This window comes from Nitrosopumilus piranensis (genome assembly GCF_000875775.1).
Classification (GTDB): Archaea; Thermoproteota; Nitrososphaeria; order Nitrososphaerales; family Nitrosopumilaceae; genus Nitrosopumilus; species Nitrosopumilus piranensis.
Genome location: NZ_CP010868.1, coordinates 312,040 through 338,268, shown reverse-complemented (window position 1 = coordinate 338,268; position 26,229 = coordinate 312,040). Strand labels below are relative to the sequence as shown.

Here is a 26,229-nt window from a genome sequence, read left to right as displayed (position 1 = left end):
TAGCCAAAACTCCATATCAAGATAATGAGAGAATTTCATTGTTTTAGAATCTCTGTATATTAATTGACCACAAATTCAGTAATCATTCCTGCTTCAGCATGTTCTAGAATATGACAATGCATTGCCCAGTTACCAGGATTTGAGAATTCAACTAGTATGTCTACTGTTTTTCCAGTAGGAATTAAAACAGAATCTTTCCAAGATAGATTTTCATTTGGGATGCCATCTTCAGACAATACCAAGAATCGTTGGCCATGAATATGTATTGGATGTTGCATAGAATGGGCAGATTCAGGATTGTTATACAATCTAATTTTTTTAACATCACCAACATTTACTTGATAATTGATATCAAATCCTTCTTTTCCAGAATTCATATCACGTAGAATCCATTTTGTATTTTCTTCATTAGACATGGCATTCATTTTTGGCATTTCATCTTCCCATTCAATTTCTTCAATTACTTTTTCGTGTATTTCCATATTCATTGAATTGTTGCTTTCCATAGATATTATTTTAACATCAAATTCAATTTCTAGATCAGGAGTATCAGAAAAGAATTTTTTAAAAGATTCAATCTCTTGAATTACACCATCATTTTGCATTAGAGAATAAAAATCAGGATCAAGTTGTTTGGGTGAAGGAGTTACAGATATTGTTCCCAAAACATATGTTTCATCAGGCGTTGAATGTGTGATATCATACTGCCCTGATTGCTCAAATAATACATCAACAGTTCTTCGCTCAGAAGACGCCAAAATCACAGAATCTACTAATTCTTGTCTTTCATAATTACTTGCATCATCTGCAATTAATTTGATTTTTTGTTGTTCAATTCCAAAATCAAATGTTCTTGTATTTGCAGTATTGGTAAGATAAAATCTTACAATATCACCTTGATTTAGTTCAAGTGAGAAATCAGTTTCTCCATTAATCAACATAGTATTTCCAAACCTCCCCATCAGAGTATAAGTTACAATTTCAGGATCAAACTCTTGTAATCCATCTTCTGTAAGAGAGATATCATCTATGATTAATGGAATTTGGTAATCTACCGGAATAATATCAGAATTTTTTGGTTCAACTAGAATATTTCCATATAATCCAAGTTCCATTTGCATTTCAGTTCTCACATGAGGGTGATAAATGAAAATTCCAGTATCAGGAAATTTTAAAAAATATTGAAAGGTTTCTCCAGGAAGAACTGGATCTTGTGAAATTTCAGGTACGCCATCACTAGTATAATCAAGCCTTAATCCATGCCAATGAACAGTAGTAGGAAAATCAAGATTGTTAGTAAAATTTACAATTATTTCGTTACCTTGTGAAACAAGTAATAAAGGACCAGGAGTCTGGCCATTATAGCCAAACATTTGAAGTGTTTTGCCGTCAACATTTTTTGTGATTTGACTTGCTGTAAGATTAAACGATTCGCCATCTGAAAGAGATACAGAAGGTACAGTTGAAATTAATTTTGCTCCATACTCTGAAATAATACTTTTAGATATTTCACTGCACAGTTTATCTCCACAGACAATATCACTAGTTGCTTTTCCAAAACTTTTTGGAGATTTAGTACCTTTAGCTTTTATTGCATCTGCGGTTTCAATACCATTCAGAAAAATACTACCGGAAAAAATAATAAACAAAATTAAAAGTGCATAAAGTTTCAAATGTATTTTTTTTAATTGTTTTTAATATAATAATCAAATGTTTTCCAATTATACAAAATACAAATATTTACACTTGTAAAGATACTAGTTTAATTATGATAAACTAATTTTTAGATGTAAAATTTTGTAATTAAGATTCTAATGTTAATAGTTAATATCATTGTCATAACAACTTTTGATGATTTTGAAAATATACAACATCATGATTGTTTTTGGCATATTAATCGTAGTTGTAATTGGTGGGATAATGGGATTTCCCATGGCAAAAATGTTTGTGGGTCTACAAGAGTATGATCTTCATGTTGAAGCAATAATTGATAATCAAAAAAATAGTACCATAGGACAGGTGCTAATACAAAATACAGGTTCAAAACCACTGACAGATATCAAAATAGATTTTGGGGAAGGCAAAAAAATGGAACTTGGTACACTTGATGTTAGGAATAGAATAATTCTTACACCTCCAAATGACAACAAAATGGAATCTGTAACAGTATTTGCAGATCACCACATATCAGTAAATAAAGAATATAGGGAAGAAAACTTGCAACACTAAGTTTCAAAATTTTTCATTATGAAGAATATTAAATTAATACAAAAAATTAATTTCATTAACCGTATTAATCCTATTTAGATTTGTAAACTTGTATTAAATATAAAGAGATTATTTTATAATATTTACAAGTAAAAAATAAGATATTATTCCACCAATTATTATCAATAAAGAAAATTTACTGTTAGATTGTAATTTCAAACGAACTTCATGTTAAAAATTTATGATAGATAATTGTATAGTTTTACAATTGTAAAATATTGACAATAATTTTCAAAAGGTATTTCAATTATTGAAAATGAGATTACTTTCATGAGTTGTAATGGAGTATGCCAAAGATACAAAGCAAAAAAACCTAAAAGCACAAGTAGATACGAAGCAGGACAAAAGAGATGCAATATTTGTGGGGTGTTTATGAATTGGGATGGATTGTTTTGCCCCTGCTGCAACATGAGAATTAGAGTTTCATCTAGATATTCAAAACTAAAAGAAAAGCATCTTAGAATCCAAAGAATTTAAGAATGTTTTACTTTTGAGCAATGCGTTTGTTTTTTGATCTTACTACTTTGATGTAAGACAATATTTGCAAGGTGAGAACCATCACACTCATCATAATAAATGGAACTATGAAAGTACTTTCTGGAGGTACTGTTTTGTGAAAGGATTCTGTATAATGAATAAAAAGAAAATATGAAGTATGAATGGCTACAAGATAGAAAACAATGTGAGAGCCAGTGTGAATCCACTTCCAAGGAGATGCCCCCAACCACTTCATTGCTCTATCAGAAGAAGTTATGGCCAAAATTGTAATCCATAAGAATGCTACAAATCCCAGAGTATTTGCAAGCCCAAATCCAGGCTCCAACCTAACCATTCTTCCCAATTGAGGAATAAATTCGTACCCAAAAAATTTGGCAACATCCCAATTTGCCCATCCATTTGCAATCAGAATTCCATGAGTGACTGCCATTACAGCAAACCAAATTCCAAACTCTCGTCTCCATGTAAGCAAAAAGGTTGAACGCCCCCACAGTTTACTTAATGGTCCAATAATCAAAGTTACAAACAGCAAAGTATATCCAGAATCACCAAATGCCCTCCATAATCGCATTTCATCTTCCCATTCAAAATGAGCCAACCAAAAAACAAAAGTTAACGATAGTGCAATTGAAAATACAAGTAAATGTCTAGTTACAATATTATTTTTAATTTTTAATTTATTCATTTTGAATCAACTCAACATACATTTCAAACAATGTTTGAAATTCTCATACTAGAAAAAATGCAAATACATACTTAATAATATTAGTTTACAATTGTAAATTAATCAACTAGTAAGCTCAGGCTTTATGCTCCATGCCACACCTAACATTACAAATGGAATAGACATTATTCCAATAATTCCCAAGATAGTAAAAAATGACGACTCTGAAACCAGAGGATTGTTAATTATCCAAGGCAATGGTAATGAAATGACAAACCAGATTACTGCAAGTAAAATATACATTTGTGTTTTTTTATTGAGTTTCATGATTACAGCTAGAACAAGTTGTATTAATTTAAGTCACTTTACAATTGTAATATCAACAAGTTAAGTATCAACAAAATCACACAACATCAAGATGGCAACAATATGTAAAGGCATATGTGTAAGATTCAAAGCTAAAGGTTACGAAGGGAAGCACAGGTATGTAAAGGGACAAAAGAGATGTCCAGTCTGTTCAGAATTCTTGTCATATGCAGGTACAAGATGTCCTTGTTGCAGTGTTAAACTAAGAGTCACACCAAGAGGAAACAAGGCTAGAAAAGAGATCCAAATAAAGAGAAATTGTGTTTGGTATTAATTTTGAAATCTATTGACAGTTTCTTCAAACAAAGTACTTGGAATGCTACCCTTTAGTACAAATTCTTTGCCTTCAAAATTGATGATTTTAAACAAGGGAATTTTTTCAACACCCATACTAGTCGTGTAATCAATATTAGCTTGTACATCTTTTTCATATTTTCCTGAATCCAGACAGTTTGCAAACTTTTCCATATTCAAATTCAAATCCATTGCAAAATCCTTTAGTTGTTGTAATTTTGCCCAGCTATCAATCTCTTGTTGTTTTGAAAATAATGTTTTTTGATATTCGGAGTATTTCCCTTGTTCATCTGCACAAAATGTAGCTTGGGAGATTAAAATTGAGTCATTTCCAAATGTAGGTGCATCTAAAAATACCATATTAGCTTTGTTTGTTTTGATGAGATTTTCTGAGATTTTGGGATATTCTTTTTCATACCAAAATTTACAAGATAGGCATTGATAATCATTAAATGCAAAAATTGTTACAGGAGCATCAGAGATTCCAACTATTGGTAAATCTGAAGGAATTCTTTCAAAATAATCAACATTTGTTAGAATAATGTCAGGTGTATTTTCTAAAGTGGTGACAGAGTCAAAATTCTGTAAAGAGAAGGAGGCGGCTATTAAAACTATAATTACAATTGACATTATAATAATACAGATTTTTTTATTTTTTTCATAACGCTAGTTCATAGATTGCATCGTTGTTTGATGTGACATAAAATCTTGCATTTCCGATACATGTTTGTGCATTAGTTCAGTCATTTTCATATTAAATTCATCATCAGTCAAATCAGAAGACAATAATTCTTGTATGTCAGATACATGTTTTGACATCATCTGAATCATTGTTTCCCTAGTTTCAGAATCGTCCATCAATTGTATCATCATTTCTTGATTCATCATCATATTCGTTCCCATCATAGCATCTCTAGATGCTTTCATGTTTGCCATATGTTTCATCATTGCTTTTTCTAATTCAGGATCAGTTTTCATTCTTTGCATCATATCATCCATCATATCTTCCATCATTGTCATTTGATCAGAATCATCCATTGTATCCATAATCATTTGTTGCATCTGTTGTGGATTTTGCATCATCATATTCATTATCTGTTGCTGCATTTGTGGATCATTTGTCATAGAGTTTATCCATTGATTCATGGCTTGATTATCATTCATCATTTGATTCTGCATTGACATATTATCAAAAGTCATCGAACCTGTAAATGCAGTAAATCCTATAAGTAATCCTACAAAAAATACTCCAACAGTAATTCCTATCCACAAAGTTTGGCTAGCCATCCTACATTTAATCAGGATGTTGTGTATTAAAAAAGAGCACTTTACAATTGTAAAGTACTAAAACTACAATAAGTGAAAAAAATTATTTTGAAGGAGATTTAGAGAGGCCTATCCCCTTCAAAATATTGCTCTATAGTGTTGGATCGGAAACAAACTACAAGCACGAATTCTATAAACAAAGTAGATACTTAACAAATATAGCTTACACTTGTAAGGCAAAAAATGTATTTCATAATCTTACATTTGTAAAGTATATTCATTAAATATCTATTTTCAACAATTCAAACATTGAGCACTCCAACATCTAGTCATGCTTATGGAATTGGATTAATTGCATTAATTGTCGGCATGTCAGCCACAGTAGTTTTTTACACTTCATTTTATCTTCCTGAATCATTAGCAAAACCATCTGTTTCTGAACACATACTGAACCCTGAAAAAGAATTAGTTATTGAAATTGTTCCTGGAGCAGTAATAGAAGGAAATGAAAACTATGTTCCAAATAAGGCAACAGCATTACTTACAATAAACAACAAAGTAATTTGGAAAAATAATGATGACACTGCACATACTGTGACTCCTGATCATAGACAGACTGATGGATATAGTGGTGAATTTGGATCTGTGGGAGTTCTAAAACCTGGTGACACATATGAGTTCTTATTTACAGAAGAGCAAGAAGTCCCTTATCATTGTCAACCACATCCTTGGATGACAGGAAAAATTTCTGTAGAGAAGAGTCGATTCTAAAAACTGTCATTTGTAAAGTATAGGGATTAAGTATGTCAGTTATTTGTAAAAAATATTGTTTTATAGAATTTCAAAATCAGGAGTAGTCAATTGAAAACAAAATATTTTTCTTTGATAGTGATGACTGCAGGAGTAATATCATTAGGAATAATTTTTTCTCAAATATCAATTGATTCAGAATCAATTAATCTAGACATAAATAGAAAGATTGGTACTGTTGACACATCATTAGGTTCTCCAATGTTGGGAACATCTGATGCGCCCATTACGATAATAGAATTTGGAGATTACCAGTGTTCAAACTGTAAGAAATGGTTTCTAAATACAAAACCAGACATTGTGACTAACTACATAGATACAGGCAAAGTCAACTTAGTATTTGTAGACATAGCATTCTTGGGAAAAGATTCAGGTCCTGCATCAATTGCAACTTATTGTGCCGAAGATCAAGGCAGATATTGGGACTATCATGGATTTTTGTATTCAAATCAACTATCAATTGATAATGGATGGGCCAATTCAGATAGTTTGAAAGGATATGCAAACAATCTTGGACTAAATATGGAGATGTTTGTGAGTTGTCTTGATTCTGAAAAATACTCAAAAAGAGTCCAATTCAACACAAACGAGGCACAAAGAAACGGGGTTACAGGCACACCTACATTTTTCATCATAGGACCAAATGGAGAACAGGAAAAAATAGTTGGGCCACAACCATATCCAGTGTTTGAGAAAATAATTGAGTCAATGATATAACAGAAAGAATTCTAATGACGGTAAGAAAAAACTATCTTACATTTGTAAAGCCTACTTGTTAAGTATCAAAATTAAGTGTAGAATCGCATGTCTTCGGTAGTAATTGCAAAAAAATCAATGGTCATAATTTCATTTGGATTATTTTCATTAATTTTTCTTGGGATAATTTTTTCACTTGGAACAAATTTTACGATTGACGGAAAAGAGCACACAACATATCTCTCATGGATTATAATTGCATATGTTGCTGGACTGTCTATGATTGTTTTGCCATGTACATTACCACTAGTATTCATCATAGTTCCATTAAGCATGGGACAGGGATACAAGAAAGGATTGTCAATGGCATTGCTTTTTGGTTTAGGGTTAACTATTACAATAGCATCTTATGGAATTGCAATTGCAGCAGTAGGACAAAGTGCGTCTCTAGATCAAGCATCAACCATAATGTTTTTAATTGCTGGAATTGCTGCATTTATTTTTGGATTATCACAATTAAAAATTATTTCATTAAAACTTCCATCATATTCAGGAACACCAAAGTTCATCCAAAACAGAGGAGAGTATACAAAATCATTTTTCATGGGGTTGTTACTAGGAAATGCAGGAGTTGGATGTCCCAATCCGCTATTTTATTGGCTCCTCATCTATATTGCAGGAACAGGAAGTATTGAAGTGGGAGCCTCATTAGGAGTAGTTCACGGAGTAGGAAGAGCAATTCCATTAATTTTGATGTCAGTTCTTGCAGTAATTGGAATCAATGCAACAAAGAGTCTTACTCTAAAAAGAGAATCAATTGAACGGGCATCTGGATGGTTGTTAATAATAATTGGAGCATTTTTGATAATCAATGGGTTGCCAGAAGGACATGAATGGTATGAAGAGACATTTATCCATCAAGGGTGGAACCAATTCATAGAGATGACTCCAATCCCATCAGAATTTGAGATGGATGAACATATGCACGATCATAGACATGATGAAGGAACAGATTTCAAAACATTTTACACTGCTTTGTTAGCAGTGCTGATATTGAGTCCATTGTTTATACGTTCAATTAGAAAAATCAGGGGGATGAATGCATGAAAGATCCTGTATGCGGAATGGAAGTTGGAGAAAAAGGTGAAGTGTTGTCTTATAATGGAAAAGATTATCGTTTCTGTTGTGCCAGCTGTAAATGGGCATTTGAAAGTAATCCAGAGCAATTTGAAAATGAATCATAAGATAGAAATTCTAACAACACCATCTTGTGGAAATTGCAAAGTGGTAGAAGCAATGTTAGACGACATGAATGTCTCTTATCAAATAATAGACGTAACAGAAAAACCAGAATACTTGGAAAAATACCCAATATTTACCGCACCTGGAATAGTTATTGATGACAAATTAGAATTCACAGGAATTCCAAAAAAGCACGAACTGCTTGAAAAAATCTTATAATTATGATTCAGGTCTTGGCTCAAGAGTTAAGATAACATTAATTGCTTTACCATCCCTAAGAATTCCCAGATTCAATGTATCACCAACATTTTTTTCACGTTGTAGATGAGTCAAAATATCATCAATTTTTCTTACTTCCTTACCATCAACTGACAAAATGATATCTCCACCTACAGTATACTCAACCTCATCATACACTGCAGTTTCAGATGAGCCTTTAAGACCTGCTTTGTTAGCAGGGCTATCTTTTACAACAGTCATTATTTGAACACCTTTTGCATCTTTAAGATTCAACAATTCTGCAAGATCAGGTGTGATGTTCGCACTAGAAATTCCAACCCAAGGATGATGGAACTCACCATCTTTGATCAAAACAGGAACAATTTTTAAAATCACATTTGAGGGAATCGAAAATCCAACCCCTGAAAAACTGCCATCACTTGAGTAAATTGCAGTGTTCACTCCAACTACTTCTCCCATCATGTTAAGCAATGGTCCTCCAGAGTTTCCAGGATTGATTGCAGTATCTGTTTGAATTACGTCAGGAATCGAAAATCCAACCCCTGATGGAAGCAATCTTCCTAATTGACTAACAATACCTGAGGTCATAGAGCCTGATAATCCAAACGGATTACCAATGGCTGTTATCGGTTCTCCAACTTTGAGTTTTGAGGAATTCCCTATTGGTAAAGGATAAAGTTTTTCAGAATTCACATTAATTTTGAGTACTGCAATATCAGCATATGGATCAGTACCTACAACTTTTGCTCTATATGAAGTTCCATCAGTAAAAGTTATATCAATTTTTTTAGCATCTCTTACTACATGATTGTTTGTAATGATATGGCCTTCCTTGTCAAAAACAAATCCAGAACCAACACCATTAGAATCACCATGAGGGGATGTTTTTGCAACGGCAATGCTAACTACACCAAATTCTGAACGTTCAAAAATTTCAACAAGTGAAAAGTTTTTTGCGGATTCAAAATCATTCTGAAGGTTCTCAGAGGAGTAGGAATTGTTTTGTGCCAAAACAGGGGACAGAAACGCAACAGACACTCCTAACAACAAAACAACACTAAAAACTACTCCTCCAAGCAAAACTTTTGAATTATTTCTGAGCAAAAAATACACCTAATACAAGTAGAAGATAAATTATGAGATAAATAACAATAGTATCTTACAATTGTAAAATTAATTTTCTTCTCTTGTTTTTTCTATAATAGATTGAATTCGTCCTTTGTTTTTTTCTTTGTATTGAGTTTTACATGTATTGCAACAAAAAAATCTCTCAAAGTTTGCAAATTTGTAAACATGTGGTTTATCTCCAACTGGACCTTCACATAAATCACATTTTAGTTTTACAGACATTCCAGATTCTAAAGAGACATCATGAGAGCCATTAGAATGACAACCGCATGTTTCAATTTTATCTTTATGTTCACGATCAAGATTTGATGAATCAATAATTGGTGAAATTGATTTTATCAGTCCAATATTTACCAGTCTTTGATATCTTGCTTGAACTGTGGGGGTACTGATATCAAGCTCTCTGGCTATTTGTCTAAATGACTTGCGTCCATCTTCTTGAAGAGATTGCACTATTCCAATATCAACATCATCTAATTCATGAGGCATGAAATATGATACAGACTTTGCATATTTATGAACCCAACTTTACAATTGTAAAATCATAAGAAACAATAATCATTGACCACGAATGAGCCTACCCACCCTTTTCTGATAATTCTGTTTTATGGGCATGAAATAGGTATTTTCCAGGATTGTCGTACTCAAATTCAATTATTCCTCGATCACCCTGAGACATAGTTACCACGTCAGTAAACGAGGAGTGTTCATTTTGAGTTACTGCAGGATTATAATTAAACAAATTGCCATAGTTTATTGGATCGATTATATCTCCCGTAGTTTGAATATTTTTTACATTAGTTACCAATGTTTGAGTTTGAATGTCTTGCGTTGGAAAAGCATAGTTTATTGAAAAAGATAAAACAAACAAAAAAGCTATGCCAAGAATAATTTTTCCTCCAAGAGAATTTAGAAATTTCATTTTATTACCTGTTTAACTGACTGTCAATTACTCTCTGAAATGTAGAGTATGGTTGAGCTCCAGTAATTGGAGTGAAACCAATATCTGTGTTTCCCACAAAAAATCCAGGGGTTCCAGAAACACCATACATACGACCGTCGTTGAGATCATTTTGAATTTCTTCAATGTGTTTGCCCGATTCCAGACATGAGTCAAATTCACTAGAGTCAAGGCCAAGTTCTAAAGCATATTGCTTGTATAGTGCAACTGACTGAGAAATTGGTAGATCCTTCCAAACTTGTTGGCCTTCAAATATCATATCATGCATCTCCCAAAATCTTCCTTGATCATCTGCACATTCAGAGGCTAGTGCTGCAGGAGCAGCATTAGGATGAATTCCTTGAATTGGGAAATCCCTGTAAACAAAATTTACCTTGCCTGTTTGGATATAGTTTTGTTCTAGCTGAGGAAGTGTTGTCTCATGAAATTTTGCACAAAACGGACATTGAAAATCAGAGAATTCAATTATAGTAATTGGTGCATCAGGATTTCCTTTCATAGGGTCATCATCAAGCGAGATATTTCTAATAATTTGTGGTCCAATTTGTTGTGGAGATGTTTGTATTGCTTGATTCTGAATAGTTTCTCTTACAATGACTTCTTTTGGTTCTGCAGTTTCCCCACCAATCACATAACCTCCTAAAAATGCAGAAACAATAGCTACTGTGATAATTGTAATAATGAGTCGATTAAATGTTGATTTGTTTACAGAAATTTGTTTATCTAGTTTTTTATCCTCAATGAATTCAAAATCTTCCACACAACAGATAATTTCTCAAGAAATATAATATCAGGTCTTTACAAATGTAAAGAAATTTTAGAGTTAGGGAAATTTCTTTTAGATGACAGTTGCCCATCCGCGTTCAATTAATTTTTCAACAGTTTTAGGAAAAACACAAGCAGGTAAGCCATTAATTTTTTTGAAAATTAAATCCAATCCAAAGTTACATTTTACAAGACCAGGATCAATAGCATAATCTTTTACTTGTTTTAGAGGAGGCAAGTTAAACAAGTCGTTGTTTTTTTGTGATTCACTAGTAATTTGCATTACTAAAAATTCAAAGACTAGTGTTTCAATATTGTTTGTAAGTAAAACAATTTTGTACTTACCTGGAAGTTCATTAAAAAAGAACGTCTGTGGAAGTTGCCATTCACTGTGAGAAGTAGAAGGGGCAATACCTGTTTCTTTAGTAGTTGTCTTCCATAGAACATTATCTCTATACACTTTGATTTCATCAGGAATTGTTCCATTTCCCCCCAATCCATAAAATGTTCCCAAATCCACAATTGTTAATTTGGTAATAGGATCCTCAAAAATCCCAACAGAGCTGTCAACAACACTAAAAAGATTTACAGATTGGATCCTAAATGTTTCATCACATATTATATTTTTTGTGTTATTTGTATTGATGCATTTTTCATGATTGGAGGAATCTTCTGCAAATGATTTTTCAGTTGGAATTGTTAGAAGTAAAATTAATGGAAAGATTATCCAAATTAGTTTCATAATTATAATGTTAAAATTAGTTTAATGTACTTAGCGAAATTTAAAAAGTAAAAATTTTGTTAAATTTATTTCAAAATTTTACAATTGTAAATATGTAAAGTAATAACTGATAAAAGATATTTCTATACAATATGGATAAAGATCATCTTGTTTTTGCAGGAATTTTGGTGGGAGTGGGAATACCTGTAATACTAATGATTCTAGTTGCAAGAGGCGTCATTGATACTCCATTTACATAGAATAAATCAATCAAATTTAATTGCAAATAGAACATGTCTAAGGAATTATCTTACATGTCATCGGATAATTTTTCATCAATTATAGTTTGAAAATCTGAAAATGATTGGGTTCCAAATAGTGAGGAATATCCTATTTTTTCATTACCAATAAAAAATGTAGGGGTTCCTGAGACAACATAGTCAAGACCATCATCAACATCAGAATTTATCTCATCAGAATATTTACCTAAATCCAAGCAGGAGTCAAATTTTTCTTGATCAAGATTAAGTGTTGTTGCAAACTGCTTGAAGGTAGAAATAGCTAAACCAGGATCATTTTGTCTCCAGGAGTTTTGATCTTCAAATAACATATCATGATATTCCCAAAATTTACCCTGTTCATTAGCACATTCCGAAGCTAGTGCTGCAGGCATTGAATTTGCATAAATTTGCGGTAGTGGAAAGTCACGATAGACTAGATTTACCTTTCCTGTGTCAATATACTGTGTTTTTAGTAATGGCAGGGTATCAGAATAAAATCTAAGACAAAACTTGCATTGAAAGTTTGAGAATTCAATAATGGATATAGAAGCATCAAGATCACCTAACACAGGATCATCATCTTTTAAGATCTGAAAGAAGAGACTAATTTCAGGAGTTTTTAGATCATCTAGACTTTGTTCTAAAGTTTCTAGCTCTTGTTTTCTAATATTATCTTGTCCAACTTCTACACCAACCAAATATTCTAGAAAAAATACAATCAGCATTATTGATGTGATAATAAGGAGGAAGTTATTTTTTACAAAATTTTTTGCTAGCACATATTAAATATTAATTGAGTGGTAAATAACTACAGAATTTTACATTTGTAAAATAATATAATTAATGCTCACTATCAAACCAGTTTTATTTTTGTTCTTTGCTAACATTTTAAACCCCAAATGGTAGCAAATAGGCTGAAATTATTGTTTTTTGTATAAAAGGTAAATTCCTGATAAGATTATTCCCATTGCAACTATTTGATAATAACTAATCTCTTCTTGCAAAAATATTGCTGCAAAGATTAAACCAAAACCTGAAGAAGTAGAAAAAATCATTATTGTTTTTACCGTTCCAATTCTCTTTAAGCTGTGTAAGAAAAGAAAGATGGATGCACCAAAACCTGCAATCCCTAAGAGCAGAATGTTTGGAACATGTTCTAACTCTACATTAATTGGAATTGGTAACAAAAAAACAAAAAACAAAAGAATAGAGCCTCCAATCAATGATTTTAATTGAACAATTCTTGCAACATCTAATCTTGTACTTAGAATTTTACTCAGATTATTATCTAAAGCCCAAAACAATGTTGATCCAAGAATGAAAAGATTTCCTTGATTTTGAATGTCAAATACAGAATAAGAAAGTTCCAAATCTGTAGTTACTATGATTACTCCTGTAATCACTATTGCAACTGCAAGATAGCCAATTGTTGAAATCTTTTCTCTAAACAGCAAGATTGCAAGAAATACTGAAAAAATTATTTCTCCATTAAGCAGCAATGCAGAATCAGAAGCACTTGATTCTTCTAACCCCATGAAAAATAATATTGGCCCAATTACTGCACCTGAAAGTGCAATAGATAACAACAACCATTTGTCTTTAAAAGAAATTGATGAAGACTTTTTTGAAATTAGAGGAGTTGCAACTAGGGATGCTAACAAATAGACAAGTGATGCAAGAAGTATTGGATGGATTGTAACTAGTGATGGTTTTGCAACAGCAGATACTGAACCAAACAACAAAGCAGCCAATACTGCTGAAACATACCCAAACTTTGCTTGGCTAATTATTGAAAGATTCAAGCAAATTCAATTTGAAAAATTCTATGAAGTTTGATATGTGCAGACTTGAAATCCCCATTACACTGAAAAAGACGACGTTTTCCGTATCTATGAAGTATACCCGAAGCCATAATCAATTCATGGCTTTCAAGAAGACGTATCATTTTGTAAACAGTAGTTATTGGGATTTTGGTTTCAGCAGATATTTCTTTGGCAGATTTTGGGAATTTTTGTATATTCAATAATATTTCATTACAATAATCAAAATGATTCTCAGATTTCATCTGATAAATAAAATGAAATTCGATACTAATGAATGGGTATTATTGTTTGATAGTTATACTAATTTTTGTTTGATGATTATACCAATTCAAAACTAGAGATAAGAGAAGGTATCTGCAAATCTATCCTTGAGTTCATCAGTGTAAGACACAATCAGTGCATCAAATAATTTTCGGGTTTTTATTTCATCTTTTAGAGTATATTTTTTTGGGAATCCATGAATAATTTTGATTACATCAAGTTCAACTAATTTTTTTAGAGTGACAGAAGTGGTTCCAGGGCTTTTTTTAATTGTGTTATGTATTTGTACAAAATTTGCAGAATGTACATCTAAGAGGAATGCAAGAATGTTTTTGCATGTTTCTTTTCTTAATGCAATTATGATTCTATCATTGTTAGGATCTAATGATGACTGAAATACCCAGATATTTCGTTTTTCACGATTTATTCTAATAGAGCCTTCTTTTTCTAATACACTCAAGTGATGACTAACAACACCGTGACCAAATCCAGTTAGTTTATGAATATCTACAAATCCCGTACCTGGATTCGATTCAATCACTCTTAGAATAGCTTGTTTCTTTTTTACTCCACGTAACATGTTAATCTCTCCTAAAGATTCCAAATGAAAAGAAGGTCAACATCATTAGAATTAGTCCATGGGTAATCATAGAATCTATACTAGAATACGAAGGCCAGAAAACAAACAACATGTTTGTAGCAGACAATATCTCACCTATTGTTATTGCCAAAAAAGCTAAGAACACTAGTAATAATCTAGGAGTTTTGTATTCTAGATATGTTATTGCCCCAACAACAGAAAGAAACGTTCCAAGAATTATTCCAGACACATGAATCAAAGTGTGAATGCCATGACCATGTTCAATATGAGGTAAAAATAATGGGACACTTATTACAACTAAAATGCCTGTAATTATTGTAAGAATCTTGAATTTTCCTTTATTGTCAAGATGTATTTGCTGCATAATCTGATTTGTATTCATAATAATAAAAAATATTGGTATAACTATCAAACAATCACATAGGTATTATGGATGATTTGGGGAAAATAATCATTGTCAAATCTTACAAAAAATAACAAAACAACTATTCAGATAACAATTACAATCATAGTAATTGCAGGAGGTCTTTTTGCTTATCTTAATTGGTATGTTGCACCTGATGAAGTGACTGAAAGAGTCAAAATGATTGCAAATACTCCCGATGGTTGCATTGCTGAATCATCTGATGGTTTTTCTGTAAATATTGGACCATGTGATGCAGAACCAGGAGAATTTATTATCGGAACTTATGATGCAAAAATCAAAGAAAGACGAGCACTGATGAACCCAACAACATGATCTAGAATGAGTGATTGAATTGTCACATACAGGAGTAGATGTCATTGATTTTCTGTTATTTACAATCTATCCAGTAATTGCATTATTTACAATAGAGGTGATTAGCAGATTATTCAAAATTCCAAAATGGATCAAATTAATGGTTCAAGGATTTACATCCATAGGATTTGCAGTAACATACTTGACTTTTCCAGGAGATACAAAATTTCCACTCACTGCAATAGTGTTGATCGCATTAGGAATAGCAATATTTTATCAAGCAAAACGTACAAAAATCAGTCCTGAAAAAAATAACTATTAATCTGAATCCATAAGGTCTTGAATTTAACAATCACACTTGTATCCTTTACCAAACTTTGGATTACATATTTTACAATCTAACAAACACTTGTCTTCAGGACAATAACCACAAAACTGCTTTTTCTTTGATTCCAACTAACTTATCTTAATTAGTTATAATATAGAATCTTTATTCCATTTTGATACTAAATGAATGAACAACCAAAGAATTTTTTCACTTCAATTTTGTTATTCTTTCTAGCTGGGCTTTGTGAGATTGGTGGTGGGTACCTAGTTTGGCTTTGGCTACGTGAAGACTTTGGTTTTGTGTTAGGGGCAGTCGGAGGATTTGTGTTATTTTTGTATGGAATAGTTCCAACATTTCAGAAAACTCACTTTCATAGAGTCTATGCAGCTTATGGGGGAGTCTTTATTGTAATGTCAGTATTTTGGGGATGGTTAATTGATGGAGTGGTTCCTGATAACTATGACATTATTGGAACAATAATTGCAATAATTGGAGTCTTGATAATTTTCTACTATCCAAGAAAAGGAGAGAAGGTTTGGTCGAAGTAACATCAACTATCGGCATTTTCTTTTTTGCTGCACTGCTAGAGATTGGTGGGGGGTATCTTGTATGGAAGTGGTTGCATGATCATAAGGGAAAAATTTTGGGTTTGATTGGAGGGTTGATTCTGTTTTCTTATGGAATTGTTATGACTCTACAACCAGCAGATTTTGGTAAAGTGTATGCAACGTATGGAGGAATCTTTGTGGTATCCTCAATAATTTGGGGATTTTGGATTGACAAGAAAAAACCAGACAAACCAGAGATAGTAGGTTCAGTAATAGTTTTGATTGGAGTTGCTGTAATGTTTTATTTTCCTAGATGAATTATTTCTAAGGCGTATTTAGAGTCTGCATAAATTGTTGATTGTTCATCATGTTCTGCATCATCTGAGGGTGCATCATCATGTTGTCCATCATCTGTTGACGTAATTTAGGATCATCCATCATGGCATTCATCATTGGACTCATCATGTTGCCCATCATTCCTTGCATGTGCCAAGGATTGTTTAACATCATATCATGCATATTCTGCATTATTTGAGGATCATTCATCATTTGATTCATCATATTGTTCATCATTTGTGGATTATTCATAGTCCAATTACTGTTCATCATAGTTTCCATATTCATCATGTTCATCATTTGATTATTGTTCATCATATCATACATCATTTGTGGATGATTCATTATGTCATACATCATCTGTTGTCTTAGTTCAGGATCATTCATTGCAGTTCCCATAGCACTCATGTTATTCATATTTGACATCATTCCATGATTCATTCCCATCATGTTGCCCATCATAGAACCGCCCATCATGTTATTGTTCATCATGTTGTTTCCCATCATGTTATTGTTCATCATGTTGTTTCCCATCATGTTATTGTTCATCATGTTGTTTCCCATCATGTTATTGTTCATCATGTTGTTTCCCATCATGTTATTGTTCATCATTTGTGGATTATTCATAGTCCAATTACTGTTCATCATTTTACCATTCATCATATTCATCATCATTCCATTGTTCATCATGTCTTGCATCATCTGAGGATTGTTCATCATCATATCTATCATCTGTTGTCTTAGTTCTGGATCATTCATCATTCCCATCATTCCATGATTCATAGAACCGCCCATCATCATATCCATCATTGTACTGTTTCCTCGCATTGTCTGCATCATTGGTTGATGTTGTGCCATCATATCCATCATTTGTTGACGAAGTTCTGGATTATCCATCATTGTGTTCATCATAGGACTCATCATCTGAGGATTGTTCATCATAGTTGTTTTCATTTGATCAGTCATTGTCTGCAAATGTTGAGGATCATTTGCCATAGTATCATACCAAAGTTTTCCAGTTTGTTGATTACTTAGCATGCTATTCATTACACGTTGCATTTGTTGTGGGTCGTTTGTCATCATGTTCATATCCCAATTACCCCAGCCTCTATCTGCCAATCTCAGATAGCTATTAGGATTAACACATGCAGGCATTCCCATGTTTTTTATCATGAGAACCTTACCATCAACACATACGATTTGGTTTGGATTTGTTCCCATCATCATCTGTTGTCTAGGAGTCATCATGGTTTGAGCCATGACTTGTTCAGAAAGTAAGGATAAGGTAATTGTAGCAACAGCAAAAATTAAGATTACAGAGAATAATGCACTTTTCATATTTTTTTGAGTGTTTTTATTAAATTTAAAGTACACATCGTTTTTCATAGATGATTCTCATATAATGGAATAAAATTTAGACAGTATTCAGATTACGTTGATTCAGATTGTTTTAGATCATTTCTAGCGTCCTTAATGATTGAGAACGAGGATTGCAAAAAGAGACTCGCAATTATTCCAGCTACTATAAGGTCTGGGTATGATGTTCCTGTCAAAAATACAAAACCTGCACCAACTATTACCAAAATGTTACCTAGTGCGTCGTTGCGACTAAAGAGCCATACTGCACGTACGTTGGCGTCACCTTTTCTATGTGGGAGTAATATGATTACTGCAAGTACGTTTATCAAAAGTGCACCAAAGCCAAAGACTCCCATCATTCCAGCTTCTGGAACATGCAAAACTTGTGTGCGATATATTGTATAGCCAAGTACTGCTATTCCCATTGCACCGAGAAAGATTCCCTGTAGAAGAGCTGAGCGAGCACGTAATTTCAAACCCCATCCTATTGCAAGTAGTCCTAAGAATGTGATTGAGCCATCACCAAGAAAATCAAGTGCGTCAGCTTTGAGTGCTTGAGAATCTGCAAGAATCCTCCAATCATTTCAACAATCCCGTAACATACATTGATTAAAACGACAACCCATAATGCGCGTTTGTATGCAGGTGTGATATGTGCTAGATCTTTTGGTAAATCATCATCGTCTGGCATTAACTTTACCTCTCAAATTCAATTAGAGTTAAATAATAACATATCATTAATTAATAATATGTTAAAACAAGAGACAGACAAACTTGAATTAAAAGCAAAACTGTTTCGAGGTTTTGGAGATATGACAAGACTATCCATACTAGAATCCATCATAGATGAAGAAAAAACAGTCACAGATATTTCTCAAAAAGTAAAGCAAAGCCAATCAAACGTGTCAAATCATCTATCATGTTTACTAGAATGTGGGCTTGTGAAGATTAGAAAAGACGGCAAAAATAGGTTTTACAGTATAGGAGACAAGCGAGTTGTCAAGCTTCTCAAGCAAGGAGACGACATATTGTCTGATATTGCAGATGGAATCTATTCCTGTGTAAATTACAAGAAATAATTTAAAATCAATTATTGTTTTCCAAAATAAGTCATTTCTTTGACCATTTTTTCATCCATTCAAGTAAATCAGTAATTGATTCAATCAGTTCTTGACCTTTTTTGGTTAGTTTGTATTCTACACGTGGTGGAACTTCTGCAAACGTTTCTCTTTCCAATATTCCTTCAGACACAAGTTCAGATAACCTTGTGGATAGTGTCTTGCTACTAATTCCCTTGAGTGATTCTTTGAACTGTTTGTGTCGTACTGGTTCTGTTGTACAACAGAGTGGAAAAAGAATCTCAAGTGTTGCCCTTTTTGTAATAAGATCCCTGATGGTTGCTGTCTCTTTCAATAGTTTTGTTGCGTCATAGCCTGTAAACTCACATTTGTTTTGGATTATTGGCAGTTTTTTTCCTTTAGTTTCCATAATTACACTAACGGTATTGGATTGAACTTGACAACTTTAATAGTTTACCTAGTAAACCATAGCATGGAAAATTCAATTAAAGAAGATATCAAAAAAAGATATTCCAAGATAGTAATGTCTGGAAATGATGACTGTTGTTGTATGCCGGGAGAATGTACCACTGGAGATTCTCTTGTTGACGCAACAAAATTGATTGGTTATGATCAAAAGGATCTCGAGTCAATACCACAAGAAGCAATTTTAGGTGTTGGATGTGGTGCTCCAATTAATCACGCAGAACTAAAAGAAGGTGAGATTGTAGTTGATTTGGGTTCAGGAGCTGGAATTGATATATTTTTAGCTGCAAAAAAAGTATTGGACTCTGGAAAAGCAATAGGAATTGACATGACAGACCAAATGCTTGAGAAAGCCAGAGAAAATGCACTAAAGGGAAATTACTCTAATGTTGAATTTAAAAAAGGAGACATTGAAGAGTCAATTCCGTTGGATCACAACTCAGTTGACGCAGTAATTAGCAATTGCGTAATCAATCTTACAACAAACAAAACAAATGCATTCAAAGAAGTCTTTAGAATTTTAAGAAGCAATGGAAGAATGGTGATTTCAGATTTAATCACAGATGTGGAGTTACCTTCAGGGGAAGTTAATTCAGATCAATGGTGTGAATGCATTGATGGTGCACTGACAAAAGAAAACTATCTTTCATGTATGAGACAAGCAGGATTTGAAAAAATTCAAGTCTTAGAAGAAAGAGCATACATGGAAGGAGAAAAAATCAATGGTAGAAAGATTACTAGTCTTGTAATCAAGGCAACAAAGTGATAGAAATGGGTTTATTTGGAAAATCAAAACCTAAAACAAGGATAATGTTTGCATGTGTTGAAAATTCGGGCAGAAGCCAGATGGCTGAAGCCTTTTTTAGAAAATATGCCCCAAAAGAATACGAGGCAGTCAGTGGAGGTACAGAGCCCAAAGGATATGTCAATCCGCTTGCAATTCAGGCAATGAACGAAGTTGGAATTGACATGTCAAAGCATGAGGCAAAGGCAATAACTGAAGAGATGATCAGAACCAGCAAAAAAGCAGTAAACATGGGATGTATGGACAAAGGAATGTGTCCAACATCAATGGTTCCAAAAATGATAGAATGGAATATTGAGGATCCAAAAGACAAACCAATTGAGAAAGTACGTGAGATTCGTGACCAAATTGAACAAAAAGTAAAAGAGTTTGTTTCAGAATTAGAGTGAAAGCAAAATTTGCAACTTAATTGAAAGTAAATTATTTCATATTTAACAATAAAGAAGAAAAGATCTAAATCCATAGAAACCAACCAGTTATTTTACTCAAAAAACTTACTCTTTGTTAGCATCACAAAGTTCCACCAATTATTCACAATGATGATCTAAATTTATGTAAATTAAAAAAATATTAGAAATTTGTTATGCATTGAATTGATTTATGATTCAATAATCATGGAAAAGATGGTTTTTCCAGCAAAGATTGAGCCTAGAGACAGACTTACATTAAGCAAAATATTGATCATTGCAAATCCTATGTGGGATTGTTGTAGCATAGTAGTAGAATCTAGAGCAAATGCAGACATTGTTGTTAAGGAGCCACAAAAACCAAATGCAACTAAAAATGTATATCGACTATCCAAATGCCATTGATTAGAAATTATCATAAATGCCCCTAAAACAAATGAACCCACAATATTTGCAACTAAGATACTGATTGGTAAAAAACCAAACATCAATTCAGATTCAATCAACTTAAAACGTAATATTGCGCCTGCTGCTCCTCCAATTGCCAAAAATATTAGTTCAATTATCTTTATCATGTCTACATACTTCCAATGTTCTGTAGACATTATTAGCACGAAGCAGTTCAGGTTTAATCCTTGGCTAATGTCATAGCCATGTTTTACTAAAAAATAGTTAAGAATGGTTTTATTTAAAATATACTAAAGTCCATATTTGAGATGTATTTTCTAAAAAGAAATTTTTTTTAGTTCATACTTTAACATTTACATCTTTTTCCTAATTTAGGATTGTACATTTCACAATCCAAGATTACGATATAGATTACCAAATCGGGAACGGCGTCTTCCAAAAGAAAGTGACTTGAGTGCTTTCATACTTCGAAGTGCATCATCTTTTCTCTTTTTTGATTCTACAACACTAGGCCACCAGTCAGGAAAACAAGAGTTTCCAATCAAGTCAGGATCAACTGAAAGCTTGAATTGGCTGCCATATCCATGTCGTCCCTTGGATTCCGTTTTAGATACTGCAATGCCAGAGTTTACCAATTCAACTAGCATTTCGGAGAATCGTCTGTAAGATATCTGCCTAGTATCAGATGAGATAATTTTTTGATACTGTTTGAATAGTTCAGATGTGCTATGCCATCCCTCATCGTTGACATATGTGAGCCAGGATAGTGCAGCACATGCAAGCCTGAAATGATACGAGCCACCAGAGATTATGGTAGTTATCTGATTTTTTTGTAGTTGGGAAACTGCTTCATCAACATGCTTCTTTGAGATGTTCTTGTTTTCAATTCCAGCTATTTCGCCACTAGTCCTAAGAAGATCAATTGCACGTCTTGCATCACCGTGCTCTTCAGAGCTAATATAAGCACAATGCTGCAAAACATCATCATCTATTTTTTTTAAAAATGATTTTTTTGCCCTATTACGAATTATCTTTAGCACATCACTTTGAGAATAAGAATCAAAGTAAATCTCCGAAGTTCCAACTCTAGATATGACTCGATCATCCAAATTAAATTCAGATAACACTTTGTTTGATATTGTTACAATGCACATGTGTTTTTTTAGTGCGCGAAGTTTTTCAACAAGTACAACAAGCTTGTAAACAAAGTCTGAGGGCTTGCCTCGTTTATCATAAAATAGTGTATCAAATTCATCAAGACACAACACAAAAAGAGAGTTGTTTGATTTTTCTAATGTCTGTAAAATTAATTTCTCAAGAATAACAAAAGCATTACTGACTCCCTGAGCATTTTTGAGATTTTCATGTCCCAGTTCAGATAATATCAGATTTATGCATCCAAAAACTGTCTTTGCCTTTCTTAGATTAACATAACAAAAGTCCACATCCAAGTTTTTGCAGACAAATTGTACTATAGTTGATTTTCCTGAACCGCTTCTTCCATAAATGGAGACAAGGGGAACAACTAGACCCTTTTCGTAAGATAGTAAAAATTTAACGAGTTTCTTTGATTCAGATTCCCTTCCAATAATGGAGTTTGGAACAGCTAAATTGTCAAGAAATGACTTGTCTGAGAATATGGAATTTTGTGCACGTACATCGCCTACAATTTTTGCTAGTTCTTTTTTGTCCACAAAAGTTCCACTAGAAACTCATATATAATTACTAGATAGATTTTTGTGCCTAGATTGAAACGGTTTTAAGAGAAATTAGACCCTTGTGAAAGAAAATGTCGCATACTTTCGACTGACACCAATTATTCCAATTAACGCAACTACAAGAATCATAATTGCAATGGTACCAAATTCTGGTGCAACTACCATACCAAATTCAGTTTCCTGACCTGTGTTTCTTATGTTTTCAAATTTAATTATTGTAGGACCTGTTTGGTCTTCTGCAAATGTATATTTTTCAAATTCGCCACCAACTTGTGCTGTTCCTGATACGCGATGAATCTCTTCTCCACTTTGAATTATTACAAATGTGTAATCAGAATTTCTAAGAGGATCATTTGTTCTACCATCTCTAATAGTAAAAACAAAATTAGTATCAACACCTGGTTCTAAATTTGCAGGATCCCACGATAGATTAACTTTGAAATCTTCACTTTTTGTGTATGCCTCTAATGGAAAAGCGGGTTTGTCACTAGTAGCTAGAGTAAATACAATGTTGTCAGGTAGTGGTTCATCAGATTTTCTCATTTCATTTTTTAAAAATCTCAGATGATCCTGTAACAAAACAAAATGAACTATTCTTTCATGATCTTCAGTATAGTCATCAACAGATACTGAAGATTTGAATAACTCTATTCCATTTGCATATCCTGAATAGCTTGGAGCCAAAAATTCAACAAAATCTTTTGGAAAATGTACCTCTTCATGTACAACTGAAACATGAGACATGTGACTTTCACTCCAGTCAAAAGGCATCTCAAATGTTACTTGTTTGGCCACAGGATCATACTCAAAATTTGAGATTTGATCAAAATATGATTTTAGACGAAACTCCACATCATTTCCTTCAGCATCTTTTTGAGGATGAGAACTAGTCTCAATAATACTCAAATCAGCGCGATGCACACCAGAGTTTTCTATGATGTTAGTGGGCTCATCAATAGTTCTAACTTCAATTTCAAAAGTGTATAATCCACCTGAATCAAAAATTGGACCAACGATTTCAATTGGAGATGATTCTGTTCCATGATATGCTCCAAGAAGTGAATCTTGTTCTCCATTAATTACAAAATCATCAAGTTCTGGTTGTGATGCAATCTTAATTGGTAAAACACCATTTTCTGTAAAAAAGTAATTTCTAAAAATCATTTCATTACTATGGAATAATCCAATGAGAAATGTGACATTTTTTGCAGGGTCACCTGTTTTAGTTTCTGTTGCAGTAATTGTGATTTGTTCTTGTTCATTTTCAAAATACATTGGCATCTCTACTGATATTGAGATGTTTTTGCCAGCAACATTTACTGAAGATATGGTATCAATTCCCAACCCATGTCCGTAAACACTGTTGGCTGGAAATAGCAAACATGCTGCTAATGCTAAGATTGCGAATTTTGTAAGTGACATCATATCAAATTCTACCTAAGGGTTATTTTATTGTCAGCAATTCTTCAACCTTTTGAATCAATTCATCCATTGTTGTTGACTCCAAAATTGGCTGTAATTCATTGGGATCCTTTGCTCCAAGTGCAGAAAGCGAGTAAATGTAATCAATAGTAGGTGTATCAGTTGTAAGATAGTACTGTTCTAAAACATGATCAAGTGAGTGCGGTTCAACTACCTGCGGCAATGCCTGTTTTACAATCTTCTTTTTCCACAACTCTACAAGCTTCTCCCACTGTTCAAGAGAAATATTCTCATCGATTTCTGGAATCATTTCAACTTCTGCTTGAATGTACATTTTTTCCTCAGTTCCAATTTTTTCATGCATTTCAGAAATTTGTTGATGACCCTCAACAGAGAGTGGATCATAGTTTTCAGGTTGAGGAATTGTTGGAGGAATAATTTTTTTAATTTTAAATGAATTTCGTCCTAATGTTTCAATGTGCAGTTGTAAGCCATCAATTTCCACATCTTCACATTTTGTGATTTTTGCAATTGTTCCTATCTGCTTTGGAGCATTCCAGCCATTTACAGAATTTTGTTCATCAATTAGACATACACCAAACTGACCATCGCCTAGCATGCAATCATCAACTAACTGTTTGTATCTAGGCTCAAATATTCGCAGTGGCAACTCTTGTCTAGGAAACAAGACTAAATCAAGAGGAAATATCGGAATAGTTTTAGTTTCTGTCAATAATCATATTGAAACGTCTCTAGATATATGGAATACGGATGTTCTAAAAATTAAAAACCGTTCTCATTTAATGTCAAGCCTAACAAAGCAGCACGAGTATGTTTTCCATATTCGGCCTGCTCAAAGTATTTTGCATTTTTTGTCTTATCAATGTCTGGTGAGATTTCATCAATTCTTGGAAGTGGATGTAAAATTATACTGTCTTCTTTCATTTGTTTTAGCAAATCTAATCCCACAACATAACTTCCCTTTACCTTGAGATATTCTTCTTCATCAGGGAACCTCTCCTTTTGAATTCTTGTAACATAAAGAACATCTAATTCATCTATGTGCTCTTCAATGTTTGTAGATTCTTTATAGTCTAATCTCTGTTTGATTTCATAAGTAGAATCAGATCTTATTCTTAATGATTCTGGAGAAATCAGGTGTACATCAACATCATAGTTTCCAAGTCCATATAGCAAAGAGTAAACTGTTCTTCCATACTTTAGGTCACCTACAATTCCAATCTTTAGTCCATCAATCTTTTTCTTTTCTTTTTTAATTGTAAACAAGTCTTGAATTGCCTGAGTTGGGTGCTCTTCTGTACCACTACCAGCATTGATTACAGGTTTGTCTGAAACTTCAGCTGCAAATCTACTAGAGCCATCAAGGGTATGTCGTAAGACCAGTACATCAGAGTAAATCGACATTATTCTAACGGTATCAGCTAGGCTTTCACCTTTCTGGGTTGATGAAGAATTTGTATCAGATATTCCTAAAGAATTTCCACCAACTGATGCCATTGCAGAGTCAAAACTTAGACGAGTTCTAGTACTTGGTTCATAGAATAAATATGCCAATGTCTTTCCCTTGCAAATCTCTCTTCTATCAGAGGGACTCAGCTGCATTATTTTATCAGTAGATGCAAAGATTTTTTCGAGTTGATCCTTGCCAAAGTCCTTAATTGAGATTATGTCTTTTTGGTAGAACTCGTTCATGCTCTCAATGATATATACAGGTGGGTATACAAAGTATT

Annotated in this window: 38 protein-coding genes and 1 riboswitch; of the genes, 15 read left to right on the top strand and 23 right to left on the bottom strand. The window is 33.1% G+C overall.

Going from position 1 to position 26,229, the window contains the following annotated elements; genetic code table 11:
• Nucleotides 1-59 precede the first annotated feature (59 nt).
• On the bottom strand, nt 60-1,673 hold the full coding sequence (locus NPIRD3C_RS01905) for a multicopper oxidase family protein (RefSeq protein ID WP_148702591.1): 1,614 nt from the start codon (nt 1,671-1,673) through the stop codon (nt 60-62).
• 247 nt (nt 1,674-1,920) lie between these two features.
• Between NPIRD3C_RS01905 and NPIRD3C_RS01900 the strand changes: the two genes are divergently transcribed.
• The gene (locus NPIRD3C_RS01900) at nt 1,921-2,229 is read left to right on the top strand and encodes a hypothetical protein (protein ID WP_148702590.1); all 309 of its coding nucleotides are present in this window, start codon (nt 1,921-1,923) and stop codon (nt 2,227-2,229) included.
• 309 nt (nt 2,230-2,538) lie between these two features.
• The gene (locus NPIRD3C_RS01895) at nt 2,539-2,745 is read left to right on the top strand and encodes a hypothetical protein (protein WP_148702589.1); all 207 of its coding nucleotides are present in this window, start codon (nt 2,539-2,541) and stop codon (nt 2,743-2,745) included.
• Between the two features lie 7 nt (nt 2,746-2,752).
• On the opposite strand, the gene NPIRD3C_RS01890 is transcribed toward NPIRD3C_RS01895, so the two are convergent.
• Nucleotides 2,753-3,451 carry a ferric reductase-like transmembrane domain-containing protein gene (locus tag NPIRD3C_RS01890; RefSeq protein WP_148702588.1) on the bottom strand — a complete coding sequence of 233 codons (699 nt, stop codon included), beginning with the start codon at nt 3,449-3,451 and terminating at the stop codon, nt 2,753-2,755.
• Nucleotides 3,452-3,553: 102 nt separating this feature from the next.
• The gene (locus NPIRD3C_RS01885) at nt 3,554-3,757 is read right to left on the bottom strand and encodes a hypothetical protein (protein WP_148702587.1); all 204 of its coding nucleotides are present in this window, start codon (nt 3,755-3,757) and stop codon (nt 3,554-3,556) included.
• Nucleotides 3,758-3,848: 91 nt separating this feature from the next.
• Here NPIRD3C_RS01885 and NPIRD3C_RS01880 point away from each other — a divergent pair, with 91 nt between their 5' ends.
• Complete coding sequence (locus tag NPIRD3C_RS01880) at nt 3,849-4,070, top strand: hypothetical protein (RefSeq protein ID WP_148702586.1); 222 nt, start codon at nt 3,849-3,851, stop codon at nt 4,068-4,070.
• Here the strand turns inward: NPIRD3C_RS01880 and NPIRD3C_RS01875 are convergent.
• Both NPIRD3C_RS01875 and NPIRD3C_RS01870 read right to left on the bottom strand, forming a co-directional pair.
• Entirely contained in the window at nt 4,067-4,720 is a 654-nt protein-coding gene (locus tag NPIRD3C_RS01875; RefSeq protein ID WP_148702585.1) for a DsbA family protein, read from the bottom strand. The genes NPIRD3C_RS01880 and NPIRD3C_RS01875 overlap by 4 nt on opposite strands.
• Before the next feature lie 36 nt (nt 4,721-4,756).
• Nucleotides 4,757-5,377 (bottom strand): hypothetical protein, encoded by a 621-nt coding sequence (locus NPIRD3C_RS01870; RefSeq protein ID WP_148702584.1) that lies wholly within the window; start codon nt 5,375-5,377, stop codon nt 4,757-4,759.
• Between the two features lie 288 nt (nt 5,378-5,665).
• On the opposite strand from NPIRD3C_RS01870, the gene NPIRD3C_RS01865 reads away from it, so the two are divergent.
• The 5 genes from NPIRD3C_RS01865 (at nt 5,666) to NPIRD3C_RS01845 (ending at nt 8,323) form a co-directional block, all read left to right on the top strand.
• Nucleotides 5,666-6,127 (top strand): cupredoxin domain-containing protein, encoded by a 462-nt coding sequence (locus tag NPIRD3C_RS01865; RefSeq protein ID WP_148702583.1) that lies wholly within the window; start codon nt 5,666-5,668, stop codon nt 6,125-6,127.
• Nucleotides 6,128-6,217: 90 nt separating this feature from the next.
• Nucleotides 6,218-6,883 carry a DsbA family protein gene (locus NPIRD3C_RS01860; RefSeq protein WP_237087695.1) on the top strand — a complete coding sequence of 222 codons (666 nt, stop codon included), beginning with the start codon at nt 6,218-6,220 and terminating at the stop codon, nt 6,881-6,883.
• Between the two features lie 87 nt (nt 6,884-6,970).
• Nucleotides 6,971-7,969 carry a cytochrome c biogenesis CcdA family protein gene (locus NPIRD3C_RS01855; RefSeq protein ID WP_148702582.1) on the top strand — a complete coding sequence of 333 codons (999 nt, stop codon included), beginning with the start codon at nt 6,971-6,973 and terminating at the stop codon, nt 7,967-7,969.
• Nucleotides 7,966-8,106 (top strand): YHS domain-containing protein, encoded by a 141-nt coding sequence (locus NPIRD3C_RS01850; protein ID WP_148702581.1) that lies wholly within the window; start codon nt 7,966-7,968, stop codon nt 8,104-8,106. The genes NPIRD3C_RS01855 and NPIRD3C_RS01850 overlap by 4 nt, the downstream gene beginning before the upstream one ends.
• Nucleotides 8,096-8,323, top strand: coding sequence for a glutaredoxin family protein (locus NPIRD3C_RS01845; protein ID WP_148702580.1), 228 nt, complete (start codon nt 8,096-8,098; stop codon nt 8,321-8,323). The genes NPIRD3C_RS01850 and NPIRD3C_RS01845 overlap by 11 nt, the downstream gene beginning before the upstream one ends.
• Here NPIRD3C_RS01845 and NPIRD3C_RS01840 read toward each other — a convergent pair whose 3' ends face one another.
• The 9 genes from NPIRD3C_RS01840 to NPIRD3C_RS01800 form a co-directional block, all read right to left on the bottom strand.
• Nucleotides 8,324-9,448 (bottom strand): S1C family serine protease, encoded by a 1,125-nt coding sequence (locus tag NPIRD3C_RS01840; protein ID WP_148702579.1) that lies wholly within the window; start codon nt 9,446-9,448, stop codon nt 8,324-8,326.
• A 69-nt stretch (nt 9,449-9,517) separates the two neighbouring features.
• Nucleotides 9,518-9,961 (bottom strand): AsnC family transcriptional regulator, encoded by a 444-nt coding sequence (locus NPIRD3C_RS01835; protein WP_148702578.1) that lies wholly within the window; start codon nt 9,959-9,961, stop codon nt 9,518-9,520.
• Nucleotides 9,962-10,049: 88 nt separating this feature from the next.
• Nucleotides 10,050-10,394, bottom strand: a complete 345-nt coding sequence (locus NPIRD3C_RS01830) for a multicopper oxidase domain-containing protein (protein WP_148702577.1) — start codon at nt 10,392-10,394, stop codon at nt 10,050-10,052.
• Nucleotides 10,395-10,398: 4 nt separating this feature from the next.
• Nucleotides 10,399-11,193, bottom strand: a complete 795-nt coding sequence (locus NPIRD3C_RS01825) for a DsbA family protein (protein ID WP_148702576.1) — start codon at nt 11,191-11,193, stop codon at nt 10,399-10,401.
• 78 nt (nt 11,194-11,271) lie between these two features.
• Complete coding sequence (locus NPIRD3C_RS01820; protein ID WP_148702575.1) at nt 11,272-11,940, bottom strand: hypothetical protein; 669 nt, start codon at nt 11,938-11,940, stop codon at nt 11,272-11,274.
• Nucleotides 11,941-12,229: 289 nt separating this feature from the next.
• Nucleotides 12,230-12,925: a DsbA family protein gene (locus NPIRD3C_RS01815; RefSeq protein WP_237087694.1), complete on the bottom strand. Its 696-nt coding sequence runs from the start codon at nt 12,923-12,925 to the stop codon at nt 12,230-12,232.
• A gap of 195 nt (nt 12,926-13,120) precedes the next feature.
• On the bottom strand, nt 13,121-14,002 hold the full coding sequence (locus NPIRD3C_RS01810; protein ID WP_148702573.1) for a DMT family transporter: 882 nt from the start codon (nt 14,000-14,002) through the stop codon (nt 13,121-13,123).
• Nucleotides 14,003-14,357: 355 nt separating this feature from the next.
• Entirely contained in the window at nt 14,358-14,888 is a 531-nt protein-coding gene (locus NPIRD3C_RS01805; RefSeq protein WP_148702572.1) for a hypothetical protein, read from the bottom strand.
• Nucleotides 14,866-15,267: a hypothetical protein gene (locus tag NPIRD3C_RS01800; RefSeq protein ID WP_148702571.1), complete on the bottom strand. Its 402-nt coding sequence runs from the start codon at nt 15,265-15,267 to the stop codon at nt 14,866-14,868. The genes NPIRD3C_RS01805 and NPIRD3C_RS01800 overlap by 23 nt, the downstream gene beginning before the upstream one ends.
• Nucleotides 15,268-15,339: 72 nt before the next feature.
• Here NPIRD3C_RS01800 and NPIRD3C_RS01795 point away from each other — a divergent pair, with 72 nt between their 5' ends.
• From NPIRD3C_RS01795 to NPIRD3C_RS01780, 4 genes are all read left to right on the top strand, one after another.
• Entirely contained in the window at nt 15,340-15,624 is a 285-nt protein-coding gene (locus NPIRD3C_RS01795) for a hypothetical protein (protein WP_148702570.1), read from the top strand.
• 19 nt (nt 15,625-15,643) lie between these two features.
• Nucleotides 15,644-15,925, top strand: coding sequence for a hypothetical protein (locus NPIRD3C_RS01790; RefSeq protein WP_148702569.1), 282 nt, complete (start codon nt 15,644-15,646; stop codon nt 15,923-15,925).
• Between the two features lie 188 nt (nt 15,926-16,113).
• Nucleotides 16,114-16,479, top strand: a complete 366-nt coding sequence (locus NPIRD3C_RS01785) for a YnfA family protein (RefSeq protein ID WP_148702568.1) — start codon at nt 16,114-16,116, stop codon at nt 16,477-16,479.
• Nucleotides 16,467-16,796 carry a YnfA family protein gene (locus tag NPIRD3C_RS01780; RefSeq protein WP_148702567.1) on the top strand — a complete coding sequence of 110 codons (330 nt, stop codon included), beginning with the start codon at nt 16,467-16,469 and terminating at the stop codon, nt 16,794-16,796. The genes NPIRD3C_RS01785 and NPIRD3C_RS01780 overlap by 13 nt, the downstream gene beginning before the upstream one ends.
• Before the next feature lie 7 nt (nt 16,797-16,803).
• On the opposite strand, the gene NPIRD3C_RS01775 is transcribed toward NPIRD3C_RS01780, so the two are convergent.
• The 3 genes from NPIRD3C_RS01775 to NPIRD3C_RS10820 all read right to left on the bottom strand — a co-directional run bounded on the left by NPIRD3C_RS01775 (nt 16,804) and on the right by NPIRD3C_RS10820 (nt 18,865).
• Nucleotides 16,804-18,153 (bottom strand): hypothetical protein, encoded by a 1,350-nt coding sequence (locus tag NPIRD3C_RS01775; RefSeq protein ID WP_148702566.1) that lies wholly within the window; start codon nt 18,151-18,153, stop codon nt 16,804-16,806.
• 92 nt (nt 18,154-18,245) lie between these two features.
• The gene (locus NPIRD3C_RS01770; RefSeq protein WP_483414206.1) at nt 18,246-18,650 is read right to left on the bottom strand and encodes a cation efflux transmembrane domain-containing protein; all 405 of its coding nucleotides are present in this window, start codon (nt 18,648-18,650) and stop codon (nt 18,246-18,248) included.
• Nucleotides 18,651-18,673: 23 nt separating this feature from the next.
• Nucleotides 18,674-18,865: a hypothetical protein gene (locus NPIRD3C_RS10820; protein ID WP_237087693.1), complete on the bottom strand. Its 192-nt coding sequence runs from the start codon at nt 18,863-18,865 to the stop codon at nt 18,674-18,676.
• Nucleotides 18,866-18,923: 58 nt separating this feature from the next.
• Between NPIRD3C_RS10820 and NPIRD3C_RS01765 the strand changes: the two genes are divergently transcribed.
• A complete protein-coding gene (locus tag NPIRD3C_RS01765; RefSeq protein ID WP_012215755.1) occupies nt 18,924-19,253 on the top strand; it encodes an ArsR/SmtB family transcription factor in 330 nt (109 codons plus the stop codon).
• Nucleotides 19,254-19,284: 31 nt separating this feature from the next.
• Here the strand turns inward: NPIRD3C_RS01765 and NPIRD3C_RS01760 are convergent, their stop codons facing one another.
• Nucleotides 19,285-19,662, bottom strand: coding sequence for a winged helix-turn-helix transcriptional regulator (locus NPIRD3C_RS01760; RefSeq protein ID WP_148702565.1), 378 nt, complete (start codon nt 19,660-19,662; stop codon nt 19,285-19,287).
• A gap of 63 nt (nt 19,663-19,725) precedes the next feature.
• Between NPIRD3C_RS01760 and arsM the strand changes: the two genes are divergently transcribed.
• Nucleotides 19,726-20,484, top strand: a complete 759-nt coding sequence (gene arsM / locus NPIRD3C_RS01755; RefSeq protein ID WP_148702564.1) for an arsenite methyltransferase — start codon at nt 19,726-19,728, stop codon at nt 20,482-20,484.
• A gap of 5 nt (nt 20,485-20,489) precedes the next feature.
• On the top strand, nt 20,490-20,912 hold the full coding sequence (locus tag NPIRD3C_RS01750; RefSeq protein ID WP_148702563.1) for an arsenate reductase ArsC: 423 nt from the start codon (nt 20,490-20,492) through the stop codon (nt 20,910-20,912).
• Between the two features lie 209 nt (nt 20,913-21,121).
• Here the strand turns inward: NPIRD3C_RS01750 and NPIRD3C_RS01745 are convergent, their stop codons facing one another.
• The 5 genes from NPIRD3C_RS01745 to pyrB all read right to left on the bottom strand — a co-directional run bounded on the left by NPIRD3C_RS01745 (nt 21,122) and on the right by pyrB (nt 26,191).
• On the bottom strand, nt 21,122-21,535 hold the full coding sequence (locus NPIRD3C_RS01745) for a fluoride efflux transporter FluC (RefSeq protein ID WP_237087692.1): 414 nt from the start codon (nt 21,533-21,535) through the stop codon (nt 21,122-21,124).
• Nucleotides 21,522-21,592, bottom strand: a riboswitch (Fluoride riboswitch). (Overlaps the previous gene by 14 nt.)
• 132 nt (nt 21,593-21,724) lie before the next feature.
• Nucleotides 21,725-23,032 (bottom strand): Cdc6/Cdc18 family protein, encoded by a 1,308-nt coding sequence (locus tag NPIRD3C_RS01740; RefSeq protein ID WP_148702562.1) that lies wholly within the window; start codon nt 23,030-23,032, stop codon nt 21,725-21,727.
• Nucleotides 23,033-23,107: 75 nt separating this feature from the next.
• A complete protein-coding gene (locus NPIRD3C_RS01735) occupies nt 23,108-24,481 on the bottom strand; it encodes a PEFG-CTERM sorting domain-containing protein (RefSeq protein WP_192827858.1) in 1,374 nt (457 codons plus the stop codon).
• Between the two features lie 19 nt (nt 24,482-24,500).
• Nucleotides 24,501-25,211 carry an LON peptidase substrate-binding domain-containing protein gene (locus NPIRD3C_RS01730; RefSeq protein ID WP_148702561.1) on the bottom strand — a complete coding sequence of 237 codons (711 nt, stop codon included), beginning with the start codon at nt 25,209-25,211 and terminating at the stop codon, nt 24,501-24,503.
• Nucleotides 25,212-25,261: 50 nt separating this feature from the next.
• On the bottom strand, nt 25,262-26,191 hold the full coding sequence (gene pyrB / locus NPIRD3C_RS01725; protein WP_148702560.1) for an aspartate carbamoyltransferase: 930 nt from the start codon (nt 26,189-26,191) through the stop codon (nt 25,262-25,264).
• Nucleotides 26,192-26,229: the final 38 nt, after the last annotated feature.

Excerpts from the sequence above, each read along its gene's own strand:
- arsM (WP_148702564.1), top strand. The coding sequence starts at position 19,726 with ATGGAAAATTCAATTAAAGAAGATATCAAAAAAAGATATTCCAAGATA.
- NPIRD3C_RS01745 (WP_237087692.1), bottom strand. The coding sequence starts at position 21,535 with ATGTCTACAGAACATTGGAAGTATGTAGACATGATAAAGATAATTGAA.
- NPIRD3C_RS01760 (WP_148702565.1), bottom strand. The coding sequence starts at position 19,662 with ATGGAAACTAAAGGAAAAAAACTGCCAATAATCCAAAACAAATGTGAG.
- NPIRD3C_RS01890 (WP_148702588.1), bottom strand. The coding sequence starts at position 3,451 with ATGAATAAATTAAAAATTAAAAATAATATTGTAACTAGACATTTACTT.
- NPIRD3C_RS01835 (WP_148702578.1), bottom strand. The coding sequence starts at position 9,961 with ATGCCTCATGAATTAGATGATGTTGATATTGGAATAGTGCAATCTCTT.
- NPIRD3C_RS01750 (WP_148702563.1), top strand. The coding sequence starts at position 20,490 with ATGGGTTTATTTGGAAAATCAAAACCTAAAACAAGGATAATGTTTGCA.
- NPIRD3C_RS01845 (WP_148702580.1), top strand. The coding sequence starts at position 8,096 with ATGAATCATAAGATAGAAATTCTAACAACACCATCTTGTGGAAATTGC.
- pyrB (WP_148702560.1), bottom strand. The coding sequence starts at position 26,191 with ATGAACGAGTTCTACCAAAAAGACATAATCTCAATTAAGGACTTTGGC.
- NPIRD3C_RS01820 (WP_148702575.1), bottom strand. The coding sequence starts at position 11,940 with ATGAAACTAATTTGGATAATCTTTCCATTAATTTTACTTCTAACAATT.
- NPIRD3C_RS01815 (WP_237087694.1), bottom strand. The coding sequence starts at position 12,925 with ATGCTGATTGTATTTTTTCTAGAATATTTGGTTGGTGTAGAAGTTGGA.
- NPIRD3C_RS01875 (WP_148702585.1), bottom strand. The coding sequence starts at position 4,720 with ATGTCAATTGTAATTATAGTTTTAATAGCCGCCTCCTTCTCTTTACAG.
- NPIRD3C_RS01765 (WP_012215755.1), top strand. The coding sequence starts at position 18,924 with ATGTTAAAACAAGAGACAGACAAACTTGAATTAAAAGCAAAACTGTTT.
- NPIRD3C_RS01855 (WP_148702582.1), top strand. The coding sequence starts at position 6,971 with ATGTCTTCGGTAGTAATTGCAAAAAAATCAATGGTCATAATTTCATTT.
- NPIRD3C_RS01900 (WP_148702590.1), top strand. The coding sequence starts at position 1,921 with ATGGGATTTCCCATGGCAAAAATGTTTGTGGGTCTACAAGAGTATGAT.
- NPIRD3C_RS01895 (WP_148702589.1), top strand. The coding sequence starts at position 2,539 with ATGAGTTGTAATGGAGTATGCCAAAGATACAAAGCAAAAAAACCTAAA.
- NPIRD3C_RS01785 (WP_148702568.1), top strand. The coding sequence starts at position 16,114 with ATGAATGAACAACCAAAGAATTTTTTCACTTCAATTTTGTTATTCTTT.
- NPIRD3C_RS01800 (WP_148702571.1), bottom strand. The coding sequence starts at position 15,267 with ATGAATACAAATCAGATTATGCAGCAAATACATCTTGACAATAAAGGA.
- NPIRD3C_RS01885 (WP_148702587.1), bottom strand. The coding sequence starts at position 3,757 with ATGAAACTCAATAAAAAAACACAAATGTATATTTTACTTGCAGTAATC.
- NPIRD3C_RS10820 (WP_237087693.1), bottom strand. The coding sequence starts at position 18,865 with ATGCCAGACGATGATGATTTACCAAAAGATCTAGCACATATCACACCT.
- NPIRD3C_RS01880 (WP_148702586.1), top strand. The coding sequence starts at position 3,849 with ATGGCAACAATATGTAAAGGCATATGTGTAAGATTCAAAGCTAAAGGT.
- NPIRD3C_RS01830 (WP_148702577.1), bottom strand. The coding sequence starts at position 10,394 with ATGAAATTTCTAAATTCTCTTGGAGGAAAAATTATTCTTGGCATAGCT.
- NPIRD3C_RS01735 (WP_192827858.1), bottom strand. The coding sequence starts at position 24,481 with ATGATGTCACTTACAAAATTCGCAATCTTAGCATTAGCAGCATGTTTG.
- NPIRD3C_RS01850 (WP_148702581.1), top strand. The coding sequence starts at position 7,966 with ATGAAAGATCCTGTATGCGGAATGGAAGTTGGAGAAAAAGGTGAAGTG.
- NPIRD3C_RS01775 (WP_148702566.1), bottom strand. The coding sequence starts at position 18,153 with ATGAAAAGTGCATTATTCTCTGTAATCTTAATTTTTGCTGTTGCTACA.
- NPIRD3C_RS01870 (WP_148702584.1), bottom strand. The coding sequence starts at position 5,377 with ATGGCTAGCCAAACTTTGTGGATAGGAATTACTGTTGGAGTATTTTTT.